The organism is Natronospirillum operosum (assembly GCF_004768465.1).
Taxonomy (GTDB): Bacteria; Pseudomonadota; Gammaproteobacteria; order Pseudomonadales; family Natronospirillaceae; genus Natronospirillum; species Natronospirillum operosum.
Window position 1 is genome coordinate 75581 of record NZ_SRMF01000001.1, and the last position, 16907, is coordinate 92487.

Consider the following 16907-nt stretch of genomic DNA (forward strand, 5'->3'; position numbering starts at 1 on the left):
GCGCCTGGATCAGGGCTGGGCGAACAACAGGTCAATCGGTCGTACCTGCTGGGCCAGCAGGCTCTGACGACTGACAAACTCCGCGCGCAGGGCCTCGGTCAGCACTATGATCAGATGCTGTTCGTACTGGGCCTGCAGCCGATTGATTTCTGCTTCCAGCAGGGCCTCGAAGGTGTCCCGGTTACGCACTTCGTCCAGCGTCAGTATGGCCCATTCGGTGGCCACCAGCGAGCCGGCAAAAAAGCCGATGCCACAGAGCCAGGCGACGGGGCCGGTGGCGGCGCAGGCAGTCAGGCCGCTGGCCGCCATGCCACCGGCTGCCCCGCGGCTGGCCAGCCGGGCCGCTGCCATCTGTGCGCCGCGCCGGGCTGCTATGGTACCGAGCGCGGAGGCGGAGAGGGCGGCAGAGCTTTCCAGCAGCAGGCGATCATCCTGCAGAAACTGCAGGAAGTAGTGCTCGGCCTGCCAGTCGGAAGCCAGGTCAATATTGGCCGCAACAGGCCTGGAGCCAGTCTGTTCAACCTGCGCATGGGCCAGTGACTGCTGTACATGGTGGCGCAGGGTGCGCAGCGTCTGCTGGCTCAGCAGCGCCATTTCGCCGACCAGATCATCCAGCAGCTGTTCGTTCTCGGCCGGCCAGGCTTCCGGCGGAAAAAGCCGGTCCTGCAGGCGCTCAGCCATGGCCTGATCCTGGTCGGTGCCCCAGAGTGAACCGGCACTGGACAGGGCCCGGGCGCTATGGCCGGGCAGCGAGTAGTACCAGTCAGCGGCCTCTTCAACCCGGTTTCTGGGCGTGTCGAAAGCCGCTTCCACACGCTCGGCGATGGCCCCTTCAAAGCGCTGCACAGCGACACCCTCGGCATCATCCAGTGCCTGCACGGATCGCGCAAAGGCCTGCCGCCACTGGCGCTCGGAGACCCGGTAGGTCTGGTCGTCCAACTGGATGTCGGCGCGCTCCGGCAGCACGAGACGCCAGGGGTCCGGGGCAATCAGCGTCCAGGCCAGCAATGCGGCCAGTGCCAGCAGGGCCAGCGTCAACTGGCTGGTGCCGGCCTCTGCCGGCGCTGTCATCGCACCTTCAGTCTGGTTCACTTGCATTCCCAGCCTCCCGGGCAGTCAATGCGGCAGGGTCGATCAATTGGTGTACACCCGCAAACAATACCAGCATTGGCCATACCAGTAACCACTCCTGTATTGTCACCAGCGTCAGCACCAGCAGCCCGAGAGCAGGGCGCGGGATATGATCGGCCATCTGCCAGACCAGCCAGTGGCGCAGCCCATCCAGGCTGTTCAGAAGATCGACGCCGAAACTCAGCAGCAGGCTGTCGGCCGGATGCTGGTGCAGGAAGTTGGACAGTGTCTGGCGGAAGGAAGCGTCGGTCAGGTCGGGCGCTGGCTGGAAAAGCGCCAGCGCAACCAGCAGGAGCAGCATCGCACTGCTCGTCAGGAGGAAGCGCAGCCGATAGAGCACCAGGACCGCCCACTCGGGACGCAGATCCTGCTGTGCCCGGGCGCTGAGCCGGGCGCTGAGCCAGACCCACAGGGGTGCGAGCAGCAGCCATGCGGTCCAGACCAGCCAATGCTGCGGCCGGCTCAGACTGATCAGCAGCAGCAGACTCAACCCCACCGCCAGGCTGACCTGCAGCAGCCACAGCAGGGGACCACCGCGCAGCAGATGTCGCCAGCGGCTGCCCGGACGCAGGACTGTATCCAGCCAGGCGCGCCGATACTGGCGCCGATACCGGTACAGTGACCACTGCATGGGCACTGCAAGCAGCAACAGGATGGGCAACAACCAGATATCTGATAATCTGTTCAGGCCTTGAGCAATTCCACTCAGTGCCGCTATCAATAAGCAGAGTGCAATGATGCTGTGCCGTCTTGAGCGGCGATAGGAAATTTGTCTGTTTAAAGGATCGGACATGAATGCAGTACCCGAGAGTCAGGAAATGGCCTTGAGTCGAGAAGAGCGACACTGGTTGCCCTGGTTGGGCACCGGTAAAGTCAAGCTGCGTTATCTGACCACTATCAATAGCACACATCGGCCCCGGGTGGCTTATCTGTTTGAATGTCTGGCTCGGAGCCGCCGTCAGGGGCTGCTGGACTGGGCTGATTCCAACTGGAGTCTGCTTGAAGGTATCGCCGGCGAAGGCGCAGTGTTGCACCCGAATGTCAGCACGGAATGGTTGCAGGACAAATTGCAGGGGCTGACCGGTTTCAGCGAGTTGGCTCTGGTAGCGGCCGAGGGCCGGGTGCTGGCGTCTTCGCACAGTGCCCGCAACGGCGCTCAGTGGTCCAACCGGGCCGCACTGGCGCAGGGCCTCCGGCAGCCATTTCTGCACGGGCCTTACGCAGATTCCGATACGGAAACACTGGGGGCCACGACCTCGGCCTTCCACGATGGTGTCACGCTGATGTTCTATCAGCCGGTCATGGTGTCGGGGCAGGTGGTCGGCTGCCTCTGTGCCCGCCTGCCCAATGATGTGATGAGTGATCTGATCCAGAGCGAGGCCGGGCATGTCTACCCGGGTTCGGGTGACAACTATCTGTTTATGGTGCGTGCCGGCTTTGACACTCAGGTGCAGCCGGGAACAGCGCTGTCGCGGTCACGGTTCGAGGATGATTCGATCGTGCCGGGCCCCAACCTCAGGTCGGGCGTGCCGACCCCTAAAGGCGAACTGAAGGTCCGCCGGCATACCGAGCTGGAATTGCGCCTGACCATGCCGTCGACGGGGGAATTGCATCCCGGTGTGCGTGAAACCATCCGCAACGGCAGCAATCTGAGGGTGTCCTACCCGGGTTACTCCGACTACCGCCAGGTGCCGGTGATCGGCAAGGGGGTGCAGTTGCAATTGCCCGGCAGCCCGGATGTCTGGGGGCTGATGTGCGAGGCCGATCTGGCCGAAGTCTATGCCCGGCGGCCACTGGGCTGGCGCTATACGCTGAGCTGCCTGCTGGGGGTGATTCTGCCGGCCGTGGCACTGGCCATCCCGATGGGGGTGGCGGTACTGGTGCCATTCGGTTTTGCGCTGCTGGCTACCGGCCTGATCGTTTATCTGCAGTTTGTGCGTCCGCTCAGTCGGCATCTGGAAAAGACACTGCAGCATCTGGTTGCGATCACGGATGGTGGCGACCTGGGGCAGTCTCTGGCTGCAGAGCACTGGCCCGGTGATGTGCGCCGGGACCTGGGCCTTTGGTTGAACAGCTTTGCCGGTAAGGTGGACATCTGCATGACGGATGTGAACACCACCGCAGCCATCACCAGCTTGACCTGTGAGCGTCTGAATCGGAGTGCCGACGCGCTGGCACACCGGGCACAGGAACAGAGTCAGGGTACCGATTCCATGTCATCGGCGGTGGAGCAACTGGGCACAGGGGTCGGAGAGGTGAGCGACCACGCCCGTCAAACTGCCCTCTCGGCTGCTGAAGCGAAGACGGCGGCCGGTGAAGGTCGACAGCATATGGCGACCTGTCAGGAAGAGGTGGGTCGGATGCGTGACAGCATCGAAGGGGCTTCCACGGCAATAGAGCAATTGAATGCCCAGTCCGAGCAGATCGGAAAAATAGTGTCCACCATCAGTGAAATTGCCGAGCAGACCAACCTGCTGGCGCTCAATGCAGCCATCGAGGCGGCGCGGGCCGGGGAAAGCGGGCGCGGGTTTTCTGTGGTGGCGGACGAAGTCCGGTCGCTGGCCGCACGCACGGCCGAAGCCACTCGTGATATACGGGCTCTGATCCAGGACATTCAGAAGAATGTCGGGGCCTCGGTGCAGCAGGTTCATCAGTGTTCGGACCAGACCGGCGAGGTGGTTACGCTGGTGCAGCATGTTGATGCCGACCTGGACCGTATCGAGCGCACCGTTGCTGACGTGAGCAGCCATATCGACAGTATTGCAACCAGCGCCAACCAGCAAGGGCAGGCTGGGCGCGAGATTGCAGGCACAACCGCTCGTCTGGCGGAACTGGCCGAATCCAACCATGTTGAAGTTCAGCGCACAGCCGTGGCTGTACAGGGGCTGGAGCGGGTGGCGTCGCAGATGAATCTGCTGCCGGCACGGTTCAGGCGCCAGGACAAGGAAGGATAAGCGGACGGCATTGACCTGGATCAACGTCGAGCCTGCGCCGACCTGATAGCCTGCCCGTCAAGGCAGATTGACGACAAGGCATCAGTATGAGCTGGTTCAGTGCACTGTACAGCGCCATCGAGCGCACCTTCTTTTTCACGCTGACCCGCAAGCTGGTCGGCAATCTGGGCTTTCTGTTGCTGCTGCAGCTGGCCACGGCAGCCTTGCTGTGGCAGGCCACGTCGGATGCCGGTGCTGACTATCTGCGTGCGGCCGGACTGGTGGTCACGGCGCTGAACCTGGGGGCCTTTCTGTTCATCATGGTCTATATGCATCATCTGATTGTGCGTCCCGTGCGGGCTCTGCTGGACAACTTCAACCGCATCAACGCGGCCGAAGGGGACCTCTCGGTGCGCATGCCGGCCTTCACGCACGACGAGTTCCGGCAGTTGTCAGACAGCTACAACCGTTTTGTCGATCAGTTGGGCGACACCCTGACGGCAGTCAATGATACGGCCGAACAGGCCCGGGATACCAACCAGGCAGTGGTCAGCTCGGTACAGAGCGCGCACAACATCAGTACCGATCAGGAGGCCAGGGTCAGCGACGTGCTGCATGCCAGTGACGATATTGAAGGCAGCATCCGCCATATTGCCAACCGGAGCCACGCGGTCGCAGAGCATATCCGACAGCATGAGGCGGAAGTGGACCAGGCTGGGCAGCAACTGACGGCCAGTGCCCGGCAACTGGAGCAGATCAACGAACTGCTGAGTCATTTCGATGGTTTGATTGGTGAACTGCAGACCAATGCCGGCCAGATCAGGGAGATTCTCGGTACCGTGGCCGGTTTTTCCGAGCAGACCAACCTGCTGGCCCTGAACGCGGCGATAGAAGCGGCGCGTGCGGGTGAGAGTGGCCGCGGGTTTGCGGTGGTGGCGGACGAGGTGCGCAGCCTGGCCGGCAAGGTCAGTGCCGCTACCGGGGAGATCAGCACCTATATCCAGACCATGGACAGCCTGGTGCAGAACACCCGCACCGAGGCCGGCCGCATCAGTGAGAACACGCGGGAAACCGGCGCCGGCATGGAAACGACCCGGGAGCGTTTCGAGCAGATGCAGCAGGCATTCAGCCGGAGTGCAGAGCAACTGGGTGAAGTCGACAGCGCCATTCAGCGTCTGGATGCCGACTATCGGCAAACCCACAACCATGTGCAGGCGATCGGCGAACATTCGACCGAGGTACAGGCGGTGATGGGGCGCATCAGGGATGACATCAATCGCATGATGGCTCTGACCAGGCGCACGCAGCAGGGCGTGGGTCGCTTTATCAGTGCTTAGTCTGCACGGCGCAGTATGCAACAGGGCTTTGACCTGACCGCAAAAGCACCGCAAACTGGAGCCATCTTCTTGCGACAGACAGGCTGCGATGTGATGTATGACCCGAAGCGGTGGCTGCTGGCGAGCCTGCTGTTCGTCCTGTTGGTATTGGCGGCCTGTCAGAACCCCATGTCGAGTTCCGAGCCCGAGGTCACTGAGCCTCGGGGCCCTACCGTCACCATTACCGAACTGGCCCACAACACCCAGTGTGGCTTTGCCCAGCCGCATGCCGCCTTCAGTTGGATTGCCTCGGAACAGGACCTGCTGGACCTGACCGACCATAGCCCACTGTCGGTGGATCGCATACCGGCATTCAACAACAATCTGGTGCTGGCCGTGTTTCAGGGCGAGCAGCCGACTCTGGGGTACAGCATTCGGCTGGCGCACAAGGAGGCCCGCCTTGATGACGAGCGCCTGCTTATCGAGGTCGAGCGCAAGGCGCCCGGCCCGCTGGACCTGGCCGCGCAGGCCATGTCCAGCCCCTGTGTACTGCTGGTGGTGCCGGCCCGGTATGAAACCCGCACCGAAGTGATTGATCAGACCGGCGAGCGCATCCATCGGTACTGACCTGTGTGAGGTCAGCCCATCAGCGGCGGCTCGACACCCGGTTGCAGACCGGCCGGGTCCGGCTCCGGGTTGCCCCAGGTGCGCTGCAGCGGCATGACACCGGCCCAGACGGGCCAGTCACTGTCGGCCTCGTCATCGACCGGCGGGCCATTGCGTACCTTGGCCGAGGCTTCTGTGATCGACAGCCTGACCAGCCCGGTGGCTTTCAGTTCCGACGCGGTGATGGGACGCAGCTGAGGCCAGCGTCCCGGGCTGACGCGGTCCAGAAACCGCTCGAGCTGATGTTCCTTTTCGGCCGGGTCGGTGATCGTTTCCGGTACCCCGAACAGCGTCACCGAACGGTAGTTCACCGAATGGTGGAACGCCGAACGCGCCATCACCAGACCATCCACAAGACAGATATTGATGCAGACCGGCTGTGCCGGTGTGGCCGCCACATTACGCGCCGAAGCCAGGCCGTGCCAGTAGAGCCAGGAGCCATCCCGCCAGTGGGCCGTGGGTGTGACCAACGGTTTCTGGCCCGGCAGTATCTGCGCCACGTGGCAGATCAGGGCCGCATCAATGATGGCGTGCACCGTATCGGTATCATAATTGGCCCGCTTGGCACCGCGCACCATGCGGGTCTGGTCGGTGGGGGTCAGTTGCGGCATGGAGCCTCCTGTTGGCTTCGAGTTCGTGATGCTGACCAGACAGGACACTACAGACAACTGGCCCATAGTTGCATGGCCAGAAGACGAAAAGAATACAGGGCCAGCTAGGACAGCGTGCGCCTGAGCTGCTCCACGGCTTGCGCCTGGTCGTCGCTGTCACGGGCGGAAAACCCGAGCAGACAGCCTTTGTGCGTGGGCTCTCCAGCCCAGTAGTGGCGACTCAGGGTGTCCAGATGCAGATGCCTGTCGGCGGCCCGGCGGGCCCACTGCACGTCGTCGATATCCGACCCCGCAGGGTCGAGTTCCGCCACCAGGTGCATGCCGCTGCGACAGGGCCACAGGGTCAGCGGCAGCCTGGCCTGGTGCAGCATTTCCTGCAGCCGGTTCCGGCGCTCCAGATAAAGCCGCCGCATGCGCCGCAGATGGCTGGCGAACTCGCCATGGTGAATGAAGTGAGACAGCACTGGCTGCAAGGGCAGGGCCGCCGCCTGACCCAGTGCCTTCTGGGTGTCCAGCAAGGGCTCCAGCAGGGCCGGCGGCGCCACGATGTAACCCAGGCGCAGGCTGCGAAACAGGCTTTTGGAAAAGCTGCCCAGCAGGATGCAGTGGCCGGTTTCATCGGCTGCACTCAGCGGCGGCTGGGGTCGTCCCTCATAGATGAACTCGCTGTCATAATCATCCTCGATCAGCCACAGCGGCTGGCCCGCATCCGCCCGGGCCTGCAGGTAGTCCAGCCAGTGCTGACGGCGCTGGGCACTCATCATGTGGCCCAGCGGATACTGGCGCGCCGGGGTGACCAGGGCCGCGAGGGCGTTGCCATCATCGATGGCGTCGGCCGGCAGTTCTGCACCCTCGACATCCACGGCCAGCGGTGCCGGCTGCAGGCCCAGGCCGCGCAGTCCGTTCAACACCGGCGGGTAGCAGGGGTTTTCCAGCCAGACCCCGGAGCGCTCCGAATGCAGGCGGCGCAGGGTATTCAGGACCAGCGTCAGCGCATCCCGGTTGCCCGCAGTGATAATGATCTGTTCAGGGCGGCAGCGCAGGCCGCGCAAGGAAAACAGCATGTTGGCAATGGCTGCTCGCAGCGGCGGATAACCGCCGGGTAGGGTGCCTTCCATCAGCGCCGTTGAGGGGTTGAGCCAGCTTTCACGCAGCGACCGCCGCCAGGCCTGGTTGGGAAAATTGGCCACCGCTGCCCCCGATTCGAACCTGAGCCAGGGCGTCGATGCTGCTGCGTGCTCAGGGGTCGGTGTGTGGATGGTTTCCAGCGGCGCGGTGGCCAGCGGCAGATGATCCGCGACATACAGCCCCTGCCGGGGCAGGGACACCGCATAGCCCTCGGCCAACAGGTTGTCCAGCGCCGTCTGGGTGGTCATGCGTGACACCCCGAGTTCGGCGGCCAGCCGACGCGACGACGGCAGGCGGGTGCCGGACGCCAGGCGTCCGGATTCGATCAATACCCGCAGCTGTTCCCGAATCTGGGCGTGTGCGGTCAGCGTCGACCCGGGCTCAAGGCTGATCGACAGGCTGGCGGCATTGTGGCTGGGCATGGGTGCTGTTGCCTACTCCATATACTGGGCCGCAAATTCGGCACTTGGGGGAATCGGGGTGATGACATCTATCAGCACACCGCTGGGGTCGACGGTAATGAAATGTCGTTGCCCGAAATCTTCACTCTTCAGGTCCAGCACGGCAGGCAGGCCCCGCTGAACCACCAGATCATTGTAGACGGCATCCACATCGGGGACTTCGAAATTGATCAGCAGGCCCTGTACCGGTTGGCGATAGTCTGCCGGGACCGTGGGATGATCGCAATCCAGCAGTGCCAGTTCGAACGTCGGATTGGCTTCCATCTTCATGCTTACATACCAGCCGGCATCGAAGACGACAGTGAAGCCGAAGTGGCGCTGATAGAAGTCGCGGCTTGTCTCGACCTTGCGGGTCGCAATAACGGGATAGTACCCCTGAAGGTTCTGCATGACAGTGCTCTCCTGTGTTATTATACATACAGGCTGTATGTATAAATATAAACATACAGTATGTATGTTAAAAAAGTCAAGAATTCAATCGGCGGTGAGGGCGTGATGAAGAGAACCAAGGCGGCGCAGTCAGAAGCCACCACGGGGCGGCTGCTGGCCGTTGCGCGTGAACACTTTACTCGTGATGGCTATGCGGCGGCGGCTACGGAGAGGATAGTGGCTGAAGCAGGCGTAACACGCGGTGCGCTGTATCACCATTTCGGCAACAAGCTGGGGCTGTATCGCGGCGTGCTGGAACAGGTTCATGCCGAGGTGGGGCAGCGGGTAGAGGCCGCTGCCATGACTGAGCAGGACCCGTGGCAGGCTCTGCAGGCGGGATGCCGGGCCTTTCTGGAGGTGGCCGCAGACGCGGATGTGCAACGAATCATGCTGCTGGATGCACCGGCCGTACTGGGGTGGGCAGAGTGGCGTGCCATGGATGCCCGCCATTCGATGCGGCACCTGCAGGAGCAACTGGAACTGCTCGCTCAGGAAGGCTATCTGCACCCGCTCGATACCGAGGCGCTGGCCTACATGCTGTCAGGCGCCATGAACGAGGCTACGCTGTGGATTGCCACGCAGGAGAACCCACAACGGGCGCTGCAGAAGGCCGCCGACAGCCTGCACCGGCTGCTGGCCGGGCTTGCTGTCTAGGTCGGCGCTGTATCAGCGTGCTCAGTTGAAGCCGCTGACCATACTGATGGCCTGCGACAGCCTGACGGCCTGATCCATACCTTTTTGGTCGGCTCCGGTGGCCAGGTTGACGTTGGCAGCGACACTGCCCTTGTCAGCCATGAACGTTGCTTCCTTGCCCAGGGTATCTTCAATGCGCTGGGTGATCTTCAGCTCGATGGCTTCGCGCTCGTCCGCTGGCAGCTTGTCGAGCGCTTCCTCGGTCAGGCCCATCTCCTTCAGCATGCCGGCGCGCACCTGTTCGGCCGGAGACATCTCCAGAAAGTCCCGCAGTTCCTGCAGCGCCGAGGTTTCCTTCTGCTCCTCACCGTTTACCTTGTCGGCAGGCGGTGGCGCAGACTGCGATGAAGAGACGTTGGGCGGCGGGCCGTAGAGGGCCGTCGGCAGACTCTGTACGGCGGCCTTGCCTTCGCTCTGCTCTACTGCCCGGGCGACTGGTACCGGTTTCAGAGCCGCCGAAACGGCCTCGAACGATGGCGTCTGACGCGGATCGTCTTTCTGTTTCCCATTCTGGGGCGTGGGCAGAGCGCTGTAAGCACTGATGCCCGAGGTGATGGTCATGTCAATGTCATCCCCGGTTGGTGTGGTCCCCTACAGGAGCAAGAGTCATGCCCGCCTGCAGACACCGCTGTTGCGGCCAGAAATTGACCAGGGCGGCAGGGCGTTGCCGGTGCCCGGCAGGCACCGGCAAGGGGTTGCTGTCATGCGTGCCGGTTTCGGATCAGTCGTCTGCTCGGCGTTGTTTCCGGCCGCGTGCGATCTCGGTATCCAGAGCGCTCAGTTTGGGCTCCCAGAACTGCCGGAAGCGTTCCAGCCAGGCATCAATGTCCTGCATGGGCCGGGTATCCACAGCATAGATGCGGCGCGGGCCGTCGACTCTGGCGGTTGCAAAGCCGTTGTCCCGCAGCACCTTGAGATGCTGCGAGACGCCGGCCTGGGTGATGCCGAACTCCCGCTGGATGACGGCCACTATGTCGCCTGACCGCAGCTCACCCTCGGCCAGCAGCTCGAGAATACGGCGCCGCACCGGGTCGCCCAGTACATCAAAGGCGTGCACTCAGTCCTCCTCTGCTTCGGTGCCGGTATAGAACGCTGCAGTACGACTGGCGGCCGTTTCGGCCTGTGTTGGGTCATCGCCCGCGGCAATGGCGGCCCGCCCCCAGTCGGCGCTGCTGCCGGTCATGAAGGACTGCCCCTCCGGGCTGGCAAAGAAAGCTTCTTCGTCAAAGCGTTCGAAACTGTCCGGCCCCAGATAGGCGGCCAGACCGGCCAGGCCCAGATCCCAGCCCACGCCGGCCGCACCCGGTCCGTAGGTTTGCCAGTGCTCATCCAGCGGACAGATATGGGCCAGGATCAGTTTCGACCTGTCGTTCTCCTCCGCGCGGATATGCAACTCTACCCAGCTCATGCCGCCGCCGAACTCCCAGGTGACTGCCAGAAAACGGGGTGGTTCGCACTCGGCAATGGTCCCGCTGGCGTTGCCTTCCAACTGATAGTGGCCGCCGGGTTTCAGCTCACCCTCTACCGGCAGAAACCAGCGGCGCAACCGTTCGGGCCTGGTGCAGGCGTCCCACAGATCTTCGGCAGAGGTATTGTAGATGCGTTCCAGTGACACCTTGCGCGCTGGCTCGCCGTTGCGCTCGAGGCTGGACACGCTGCGGGTGACCGTGCCCAGGTGGGCGTTGAAGTCGAATGACATGGAGCAGCTCCTGTGTTGTGGCGCTGTTGTTCCGCGCCGCTTTGCTGTGACTCTTGTGCTGTTTTGTGTTCTTTTGTGCTCTTTTTTATAAGTCTGAACTTATATAACTATTAGTTTATATCAGGAAAACCGCTTGTCAAGCTCGTGATACTGTCCATGGGAGATCAGGTGCTGTCTTCAATGAGCGGGACAAACCGGACATGTTCCAGTTCGTCACGCCTCAGGGCGTCCCCGGCTCGGGTCAGGCGGACCAGTTTCTGGGGCATGGAAGCGGTGCCGAGCGGCAGCAGCAGGCGTCCGTCAGCGGCGAGTTGATCGATCAGGGCTGCTGGTACCGACGGGGCGCACGCCGCTACATGAATGCTGTCGAACGGGGCCTGGTCCGGCCAGCCGAGACTGCCGTCACCGGTGCGGAACTCGATATTGTCATAGCCCAGACGCCGACAGCGCTGTTCGGCAGCCGCAGTAAGGGACGCATGGTACTCGATCGCATACACCTGCCGGGTGAGCCGGCTCAGCACCGCTGCTGCATAGCCGGTGCCGGCGCCGATATCCAGTGCGGTGTGGTGTGGCTCGGGATGCAGGGCGGACATCATCAGGGCGACGATAAAGGGCTGCGAGATGGTCTGCCCCTCGGCAGAGGGCAGTGGGCTGTCCGCATAGGCATGATGTATCTGATCCGGGCGCACAAATTCTTCTCTGGGGACCTCCGCCATGGCGGCCAGCACTCGTCTGTTGCTGATGCCCCGCCCCCGCAGATGCCGATCGAGCATGGTCTGTCTGGCCTTGTCCAGTGCGGTCATGGTCTCTCTCTCCCCAAAATCTGCCGGTTGTTGTGCTCAGGCTTCTGCTCTGGCTGCCAGCTCACGAGCCAGTGTCAGGTGGGCCGGGGTGTTGACATTGATCCAGGGCCCGGGCGAGGAGACTGCCCGACAGGGCCAGCCCTGATCGATCAGCCACCGGGTCATGGACTGCAGCGATTCTTCTCCGTTTTCGGCGCGTGTCACCGGGGCCCGGAGTACCTCCTGTGGAAAGCGGTAGATGCCGGTTTCAACCTGAACTGCCTGCAGGGCCGGCGGGTCATCCACCTGCGTGATCAGCCCGCCCTGATCGACATGGATGCCGGCGGAACAGCCTTGAGCGTGGGTAGAACAGCCTTGAGCGCGGGTAGAACAGCCTTGAGCGTCTGCAGGCAAGCCCTGGTCAAGTGCCCTTGCCGTGACCAGATCAAGCATCTCGGTACCGCTCCGGAAGGCTTCTCTCACCTCGGATGATAGCGGCTGGCTGCACCAGATGTCGCCGCAGATCAGCAGGAAGTGAGGGTCCCGCAGTTGATCGGCAGCGCAGCGCATGGCCGCACCCAGACCGGTTGCCGAGGACTGCCTGACGTAGGTGAGCGGATGGTCGGCAAAGCGGCTACCCAGGTGCGCCTCGACGACGGGGTCCCGGACTACCAGCAGCAACTCTGTACTGCCCAGTTCCAGCGCGCGGGTCAGTGCGTGTTCCACCAGTGTCATGGTGCCGACTGTGAGCAGTGCCTTGGGTTGCCCGGCCGTCACTGCTGAGAGTCTGGAGCCCTGGCCCGCTACCGGTATGACGGCCTGCATTGAACTGACCTCTTGGCTGTGCGTGGATTGAATCGACCCTGGCCGGTCTGGTGGTGTTCAAACTATACAAGCTGCAGGAGCCTTCGACCAAGTCCGCACAGGGTTTCGGTTATGGTCAACTCGGGCTGGTATATACTCCGGGACAGTTGGACACGGACAGTGTTCCTGTGCGACACGGGATTCAAGGGAGCAGACAGAGCATCATGACGATCTGGGCCATCTTCAGTTTCATCGGCGGGGTAGGGCTGTTTCTGCTCGGCATGAAGCTGATGACAGAAGGCCTGAAGGTGGCCGCCGGCGATGCCCTGCGGCACATTCTGGCCTGGGCCACCCACAGCCGCCTGCGTGGTGTGGCTTCCGGGGCTCTGATTACCGGCCTGGTCCAGTCTTCCAGTGCGGTCATTTTTGCCACCATCGGTTTTGTGAATGCCGGGGTATTGGGCCTGGGGCCAGCGGTCAGCGTGATCTACGGCGCCAATCTGGGTACCACCATGACCACCTGGCTGGTAAGCGTGGCCGGGCTGCAGTTCAGCCTGAAGGCCTTCGCCTTGCCCTTTATCGGGCTGGGGATGCTGCTGCAGGTGATGGGCCGACGCGCCACACTGCAGGCTCTGGGCACGGCACTGGCCGGTTTCGGGCTGTTTTTTCTGGGCCTGGATGTGCTGACTGGCCTGTTTGCTGATGCCGGCGAACTGGTGGCGCCGGTGCCGCCGGAATCCGGGGTGCTGACGCTGGCCCTGTACTGCCTGATTGGCGTGATCATGACCGTGATGATGCAGTCCTCCAGTGCTGCGCTGGCGGTGATACTGACCGCTGCTGCCGGTGGTCTGGTCGGCTTGCCGGCCGCCGCTGCCATGATGGTAGGGGCCAACATCGGTACCACGTCCACGGCGGCCTTTGCGGCGATCGGGGCCACGCCCAATGCGCGCCGGGTGGCGGCCAGTCACGTGCTGTTCAATCTGGTGGAAGCGGTAGCGGTTTTTCTGCTGTTCGGGCTGCTGTTGTGGTGGGTGCAGCTGCTTTCCGGCTTCCCGGATGCCGGCGGTTCGGTGGCCGTGGCACTGGCCATCTTCCATACCTCGGGTAAGCTCATCGGGCTGACGCTGATGTGGCCGCTGACGCCATTTCTGGTGCGCTGGCTGGAACGTCAGTTTGCACCCGAAGGCCGTTCGCTGGCGCATGCCGAGTATCTCGACAAGACGGCGCTGGAGACACCGTCGGTAGGCCTGCAGGCCGTGCGGCAGGAACTGAATCGTGTAGAGGATGGCACTACGGCCCTGTTGCGGGCAGCACTGCAGTCACCGCCCCCCGAGGGCCTGCAACTGAGTCGGCAGCAGGGTGATCTGCGGGCGCTGCTGGATACCATCAACGAGGCCATACAGGGTTTTTCCAGTCATGACCTGCCGGGTGATCTGGCCGCCCAGTTGCCGGAGTTGCTGCGTATCACGCATGATCTGGAGGAAATGGGCGAGCGAGCGCTGGAACTGCATACGCTGGCCCGGCGCCTGCCCGCCCTGAGTCCACCGGAAGCGGCACAGGTCGAACCGGGTCAGCGCTTGTCGGCGCTGGCGCTGGCAGCGGTCGCAGATGTCGGCCGGCAGGCGCAGCAGGCATCGGCAGACCCGAACCATGAGTCACTGCCGTCGGTGGACGCCTTTGAAGCCCGTTACCAGACGGTGAAACAGCAACTGCTGGCCGCTGGTGCTGCGCGCCAGTTGCCCAGCCGGCAAATGGGCGACTGGCTGGACTATTACAGCAACCTGCGGCGCATTGTACTGCTGGCTGCGCGTATCGGCATGCACCTTGATACCTGGCCCAAAGAATGAACCTGCCGGCCGGCAGTGCCGTCAGGCCACTGCTTGCTGCGGTGTGCCGCGCAACGTCATGATCGACAGCGTGACGGCCACCAGAGAACACACGGCAATGGCCGCCGTCAGCATCAGCGGTGTGCCATCGAAGATCAGGCTGACCACCGCAATGGCAATGGCGCCCAGCATCATCTGCAGTGTGCCACCCAGAGCGGCGGCGGTGCCGGCAATCGGGCCATGTTCATCCAGTGCCAGCACCATGGACGTGGGCACCACCAGACCGAGAAACGCAAAGGTGACCACCAGCATGGCCACCAGCAGCGGGAAGCTGTCAAAGCCGAGGCTCACGACAGCAAACAGCAGACAGGCTGCAACGGCGAAACCTGTGACCGCCCATTTGACCACCGGGATGGAGCCAAAACGGGCGCCCAGATTGGCGGCGATCTGACTGGTAGTGAAGAAACCCAGTGCGTTGAGCGCGAAAGCCAGGCTGAACTGGAAGGGGGTCAGACCGTAGTGGCCGGTATACAGAAATGAAGCCGTGGCCAGAAAGGTGAAGAAGCTGGCCATGCCCATGCCACCGATCAGCGTCAGCCCCATGAACCCTGTGTCCCGAAACAATACCCCGAAGGCACTCATCATGGTGTTGAAACGAAAGGGTGACCGGTCAGCCGGGGCCAGGGTTTCCTGCAGTGCGAAGCCGGTCAGCAACAGGCCCATTACCGTCACCATGGCGACGGCCAGGAACACTGCCCGCCAGCCGAATGGCACGATGATGGCGCTGCCCATCAGCGGCGCCAGCATCGGCGACACTGCGATCACCAGCATGATGGTGGACATCAGGCGGGTGGCTTCGATGCCGGTATAGCGGTCGCGGATCACCGCGCGCGGAATCGACATCACTGCCGCTGCCCCCAGGCCCTGCACAAAGCGCATGGCAATCAGCCACTCGATGCTGGGTGCCAGGGCGCAGCCGAGTGATGCCAGCCCAAAGATGCCCAGGCCGAAGTAGAGGGGTGGTTTGCGCCCGAACACATCGGAAGCCGGGCCGTAAAACAACTGGCAGATGCCGAAGGCGATAAAAAAGGACATCAGGGTCCACTGGGAGGCCGATACCGTGGCGTTCAGATCCTCGGCAATGGTCGGCATCGCCGGCAGGTACATATCGATGGCAAAGGGGCCTATCCAACTCAGCAGGCCCAGGATCAGGGCCATCTTGATCATGTCGGTTTTCACAGAGGTTTCCTTGTAAACAGGTGAGCTTGGCTGACCAGGGGCAGCCTATGGTAACGCTTTCTCCGGTCCGATCCAGGGCCGTTCAGCGCTATGCCATGTCTTGTCGGATAAGAATCAGTGAAATCGACATTACCCGTCACCGGACATCTGCAGGTCCCGGGCGAATCTGCCTGAGCGTCTGTCGATTTCATGGATGCCGGTCCGACAATGTACGGCATTACGCTGATATCAATTCGAGAACAAGGGGATCAACATGAAACAAGGTACCATCATCATATGCAAAGCCAGATTGCTGGCGCTGATTGCAACAGGCTGCCTGCTGGCCCTGTTGTCGGCCTATTCGCAGGCGCACACAGACAGCGGGCATATCGATGTCAACGGCCTCAGCTATTACTACGAAATTCACGGTGAGGGAGAGCCACTCCTCCTTGTCCATGGTGGGCTGGGCTCTCTGGACATGTTTGAACCCATACTGCCGATACTGACCGCATCCAGACAGGTGATCGGCGTTGATCTGCAGGGTCATGGCAGAACGGCACTGGGTGAACGGCCGATCATCTATGAAGATATGGGCAATGACATGGCAGCTCTGCTGACGGAGCTGGGATACGATCAGGTTGATGTCATGGGCTATTCAATGGGCGGCGCTGTGGCCCTGCGCTTGGCCATACAGCATCCCGGGCTCGTCAGGCGTCTGGTCTCCGTTTCAGCCGGATTTGCGCATCCGGACGGGACCTACCCCGAAATAATAGCGCAGCAGGAGATGATTGGTGCAGAGATGGCCGAGGCGATGCAGGGTACGCCCATGTATGAATCCTACATGGAGCTCGCACCGAACCCGGAAGATTTCCCGCGGTTGCTCGACCGCATGGGAGAATTGATGGACCGTCCCTTCGATTGGTCGGAAGACATCCGGCGGCTCGGAATGCCGGTGATGCTGATCTATGGCGACAGTGACATGCAGCGGCCCGAGCATATCGTAGAGTTCTACCAGCTGCTTGGCGGAGGCCTGCAGGATGCCGGATGGCAGCGCGAAAACATGTCACAGAACCGGCTGGCGATTCTGCCGAATTTCACTCATTATGATATTTTCCTGGCGCCCGAACTGGCTCGTACCGCCTTGCCTTTCCTCAATGGCGAATACGAGTTCAGAAACTGGGGCGAGCAGGAGCGGGAAGCCGGAAACTGA

Annotated in this window: 17 protein-coding genes; 6 read left to right on the plus strand and 11 right to left on the minus strand. The window is 62.4% G+C overall.

Annotated elements, in window-relative coordinates:
- Nucleotides 1–9: 9 nt before the first annotated feature.
- Together E4656_RS00405 and E4656_RS00410 are read right to left on the minus strand one after the other, a co-directional pair.
- On the minus strand, nt 10–1098 hold the full coding sequence (locus tag E4656_RS00405; protein WP_135480168.1) for a hypothetical protein: 1089 nt from the start codon (nt 1096–1098) through the stop codon (nt 10–12).
- Entirely contained in the window at nt 1079–1762 is a 684-nt protein-coding gene (locus E4656_RS00410) for a hypothetical protein (RefSeq protein ID WP_135480170.1), read from the minus strand. Before E4656_RS00410 ends, E4656_RS00405 begins: the two co-directional genes overlap by 20 nt.
- 160 nt (nt 1763–1922) lie before the next feature.
- On the opposite strand from E4656_RS00410, the gene E4656_RS00415 reads away from it, so the two are divergent.
- From E4656_RS00415 to E4656_RS00425, 3 genes are all read left to right on the plus strand, one after another.
- Nucleotides 1923–4085 (plus strand): methyl-accepting chemotaxis protein, encoded by a 2163-nt coding sequence (locus tag E4656_RS00415; RefSeq protein ID WP_135480172.1) that lies wholly within the window; start codon nt 1923–1925, stop codon nt 4083–4085.
- An 86-nt stretch (nt 4086–4171) separates the two neighbouring features.
- Nucleotides 4172–5401 (plus strand): methyl-accepting chemotaxis protein, encoded by a 1230-nt coding sequence (locus tag E4656_RS00420; protein WP_135480174.1) that lies wholly within the window; start codon nt 4172–4174, stop codon nt 5399–5401.
- 69 nt (nt 5402–5470) lie between these two features.
- Complete coding sequence (locus tag E4656_RS00425; RefSeq protein WP_167855865.1) at nt 5471–6007, plus strand: protease complex subunit PrcB family protein; 537 nt, start codon at nt 5471–5473, stop codon at nt 6005–6007.
- Nucleotides 6008–6018: 11 nt separating this feature from the next.
- Here the strand turns inward: E4656_RS00425 and E4656_RS00430 are convergent, their stop codons facing one another.
- The 3 genes from E4656_RS00430 to E4656_RS00440 all read right to left on the minus strand — a co-directional run bounded on the left by E4656_RS00430 (nt 6019) and on the right by E4656_RS00440 (nt 8636).
- A complete protein-coding gene (locus E4656_RS00430) occupies nt 6019–6657 on the minus strand; it encodes a pyridoxamine 5'-phosphate oxidase family protein (protein WP_135480178.1) in 639 nt (212 codons plus the stop codon).
- A 104-nt stretch (nt 6658–6761) separates the two neighbouring features.
- Entirely contained in the window at nt 6762–8207 is a 1446-nt protein-coding gene (pdxR, locus tag E4656_RS00435) for a MocR-like pyridoxine biosynthesis transcription factor PdxR (protein WP_135480179.1), read from the minus strand.
- 12 nt (nt 8208–8219) lie between these two features.
- A complete protein-coding gene (locus E4656_RS00440) occupies nt 8220–8636 on the minus strand; it encodes a VOC family protein (RefSeq protein WP_135480181.1) in 417 nt (138 codons plus the stop codon).
- A 105-nt stretch (nt 8637–8741) separates the two neighbouring features.
- Here E4656_RS00440 and E4656_RS00445 point away from each other — a divergent pair, with 105 nt between their 5' ends.
- A complete protein-coding gene (locus tag E4656_RS00445) occupies nt 8742–9329 on the plus strand; it encodes a TetR/AcrR family transcriptional regulator (protein ID WP_135480183.1) in 588 nt (195 codons plus the stop codon).
- Nucleotides 9330–9350: 21 nt separating this feature from the next.
- Here E4656_RS00445 and E4656_RS00450 read toward each other — a convergent pair whose 3' ends face one another.
- From E4656_RS00450 to E4656_RS00470, 5 genes are all read right to left on the minus strand, one after another.
- Nucleotides 9351–9929, minus strand: coding sequence for a hypothetical protein (locus E4656_RS00450; protein WP_135480185.1), 579 nt, complete (start codon nt 9927–9929; stop codon nt 9351–9353).
- A 160-nt stretch (nt 9930–10089) separates the two neighbouring features.
- Nucleotides 10090–10425, minus strand: a complete 336-nt coding sequence (locus tag E4656_RS00455) for an ArsR/SmtB family transcription factor (RefSeq protein WP_135480187.1) — start codon at nt 10423–10425, stop codon at nt 10090–10092.
- Nucleotides 10426–11067, minus strand: coding sequence for an SRPBCC family protein (locus E4656_RS00460; protein ID WP_135480189.1), 642 nt, complete (start codon nt 11065–11067; stop codon nt 10426–10428).
- Between the two features lie 164 nt (nt 11068–11231).
- Complete coding sequence (locus E4656_RS00465) at nt 11232–11870, minus strand: protein-L-isoaspartate(D-aspartate) O-methyltransferase (RefSeq protein WP_135480191.1); 639 nt, start codon at nt 11868–11870, stop codon at nt 11232–11234.
- Between the two features lie 36 nt (nt 11871–11906).
- A complete protein-coding gene (locus E4656_RS00470) occupies nt 11907–12674 on the minus strand; it encodes an NTP transferase domain-containing protein (RefSeq protein ID WP_135480192.1) in 768 nt (255 codons plus the stop codon).
- A gap of 203 nt (nt 12675–12877) precedes the next feature.
- Here E4656_RS00470 and E4656_RS00475 point away from each other — a divergent pair, with 203 nt between their 5' ends.
- The gene (locus E4656_RS00475; protein WP_135480193.1) at nt 12878–14500 is read left to right on the plus strand and encodes a Na/Pi cotransporter family protein; all 1623 of its coding nucleotides are present in this window, start codon (nt 12878–12880) and stop codon (nt 14498–14500) included.
- A 21-nt stretch (nt 14501–14521) separates the two neighbouring features.
- Here the strand turns inward: E4656_RS00475 and E4656_RS00480 are convergent, their stop codons facing one another.
- Nucleotides 14522–15718 carry a multidrug effflux MFS transporter gene (locus tag E4656_RS00480; RefSeq protein ID WP_205849058.1) on the minus strand — a complete coding sequence of 399 codons (1197 nt, stop codon included), beginning with the start codon at nt 15716–15718 and terminating at the stop codon, nt 14522–14524.
- 253 nt (nt 15719–15971) lie between these two features.
- On the opposite strand from E4656_RS00480, the gene E4656_RS00485 reads away from it, so the two are divergent.
- On the plus strand, nt 15972–16907 hold the full coding sequence (locus tag E4656_RS00485) for an alpha/beta fold hydrolase (RefSeq protein ID WP_135480195.1): 936 nt from the start codon (nt 15972–15974) through the stop codon (nt 16905–16907).

Excerpts from the sequence above, each read along its gene's own strand:
- E4656_RS00450 (WP_135480185.1), bottom strand. The coding sequence starts at position 9,929 with ATGACCATCACCTCGGGCATCAGTGCTTACAGCGCTCTGCCCACGCCC.
- E4656_RS00445 (WP_135480183.1), top strand. The coding sequence starts at position 8,742 with ATGAAGAGAACCAAGGCGGCGCAGTCAGAAGCCACCACGGGGCGGCTG.
- E4656_RS00465 (WP_135480191.1), bottom strand. The coding sequence starts at position 11,870 with ATGACCGCACTGGACAAGGCCAGACAGACCATGCTCGATCGGCATCTG.
- E4656_RS00460 (WP_135480189.1), bottom strand. The coding sequence starts at position 11,067 with ATGTCATTCGACTTCAACGCCCACCTGGGCACGGTCACCCGCAGCGTG.
- E4656_RS00470 (WP_135480192.1), bottom strand. The coding sequence starts at position 12,674 with ATGCAGGCCGTCATACCGGTAGCGGGCCAGGGCTCCAGACTCTCAGCA.
- E4656_RS00410 (WP_135480170.1), bottom strand. The coding sequence starts at position 1,762 with ATGCAGTGGTCACTGTACCGGTATCGGCGCCAGTATCGGCGCGCCTGG.
- E4656_RS00415 (WP_135480172.1), top strand. The coding sequence starts at position 1,923 with ATGAATGCAGTACCCGAGAGTCAGGAAATGGCCTTGAGTCGAGAAGAG.
- E4656_RS00420 (WP_135480174.1), top strand. The coding sequence starts at position 4,172 with ATGAGCTGGTTCAGTGCACTGTACAGCGCCATCGAGCGCACCTTCTTT.
- E4656_RS00430 (WP_135480178.1), bottom strand. The coding sequence starts at position 6,657 with ATGCCGCAACTGACCCCCACCGACCAGACCCGCATGGTGCGCGGTGCC.
- E4656_RS00485 (WP_135480195.1), top strand. The coding sequence starts at position 15,972 with ATGAAACAAGGTACCATCATCATATGCAAAGCCAGATTGCTGGCGCTG.
- E4656_RS00405 (WP_135480168.1), bottom strand. The coding sequence starts at position 1,098 with ATGCAAGTGAACCAGACTGAAGGTGCGATGACAGCGCCGGCAGAGGCC.
- E4656_RS00440 (WP_135480181.1), bottom strand. The coding sequence starts at position 8,636 with ATGCAGAACCTTCAGGGGTACTATCCCGTTATTGCGACCCGCAAGGTC.
- pdxR (WP_135480179.1), bottom strand. The coding sequence starts at position 8,207 with ATGCCCAGCCACAATGCCGCCAGCCTGTCGATCAGCCTTGAGCCCGGG.
- E4656_RS00475 (WP_135480193.1), top strand. The coding sequence starts at position 12,878 with ATGACGATCTGGGCCATCTTCAGTTTCATCGGCGGGGTAGGGCTGTTT.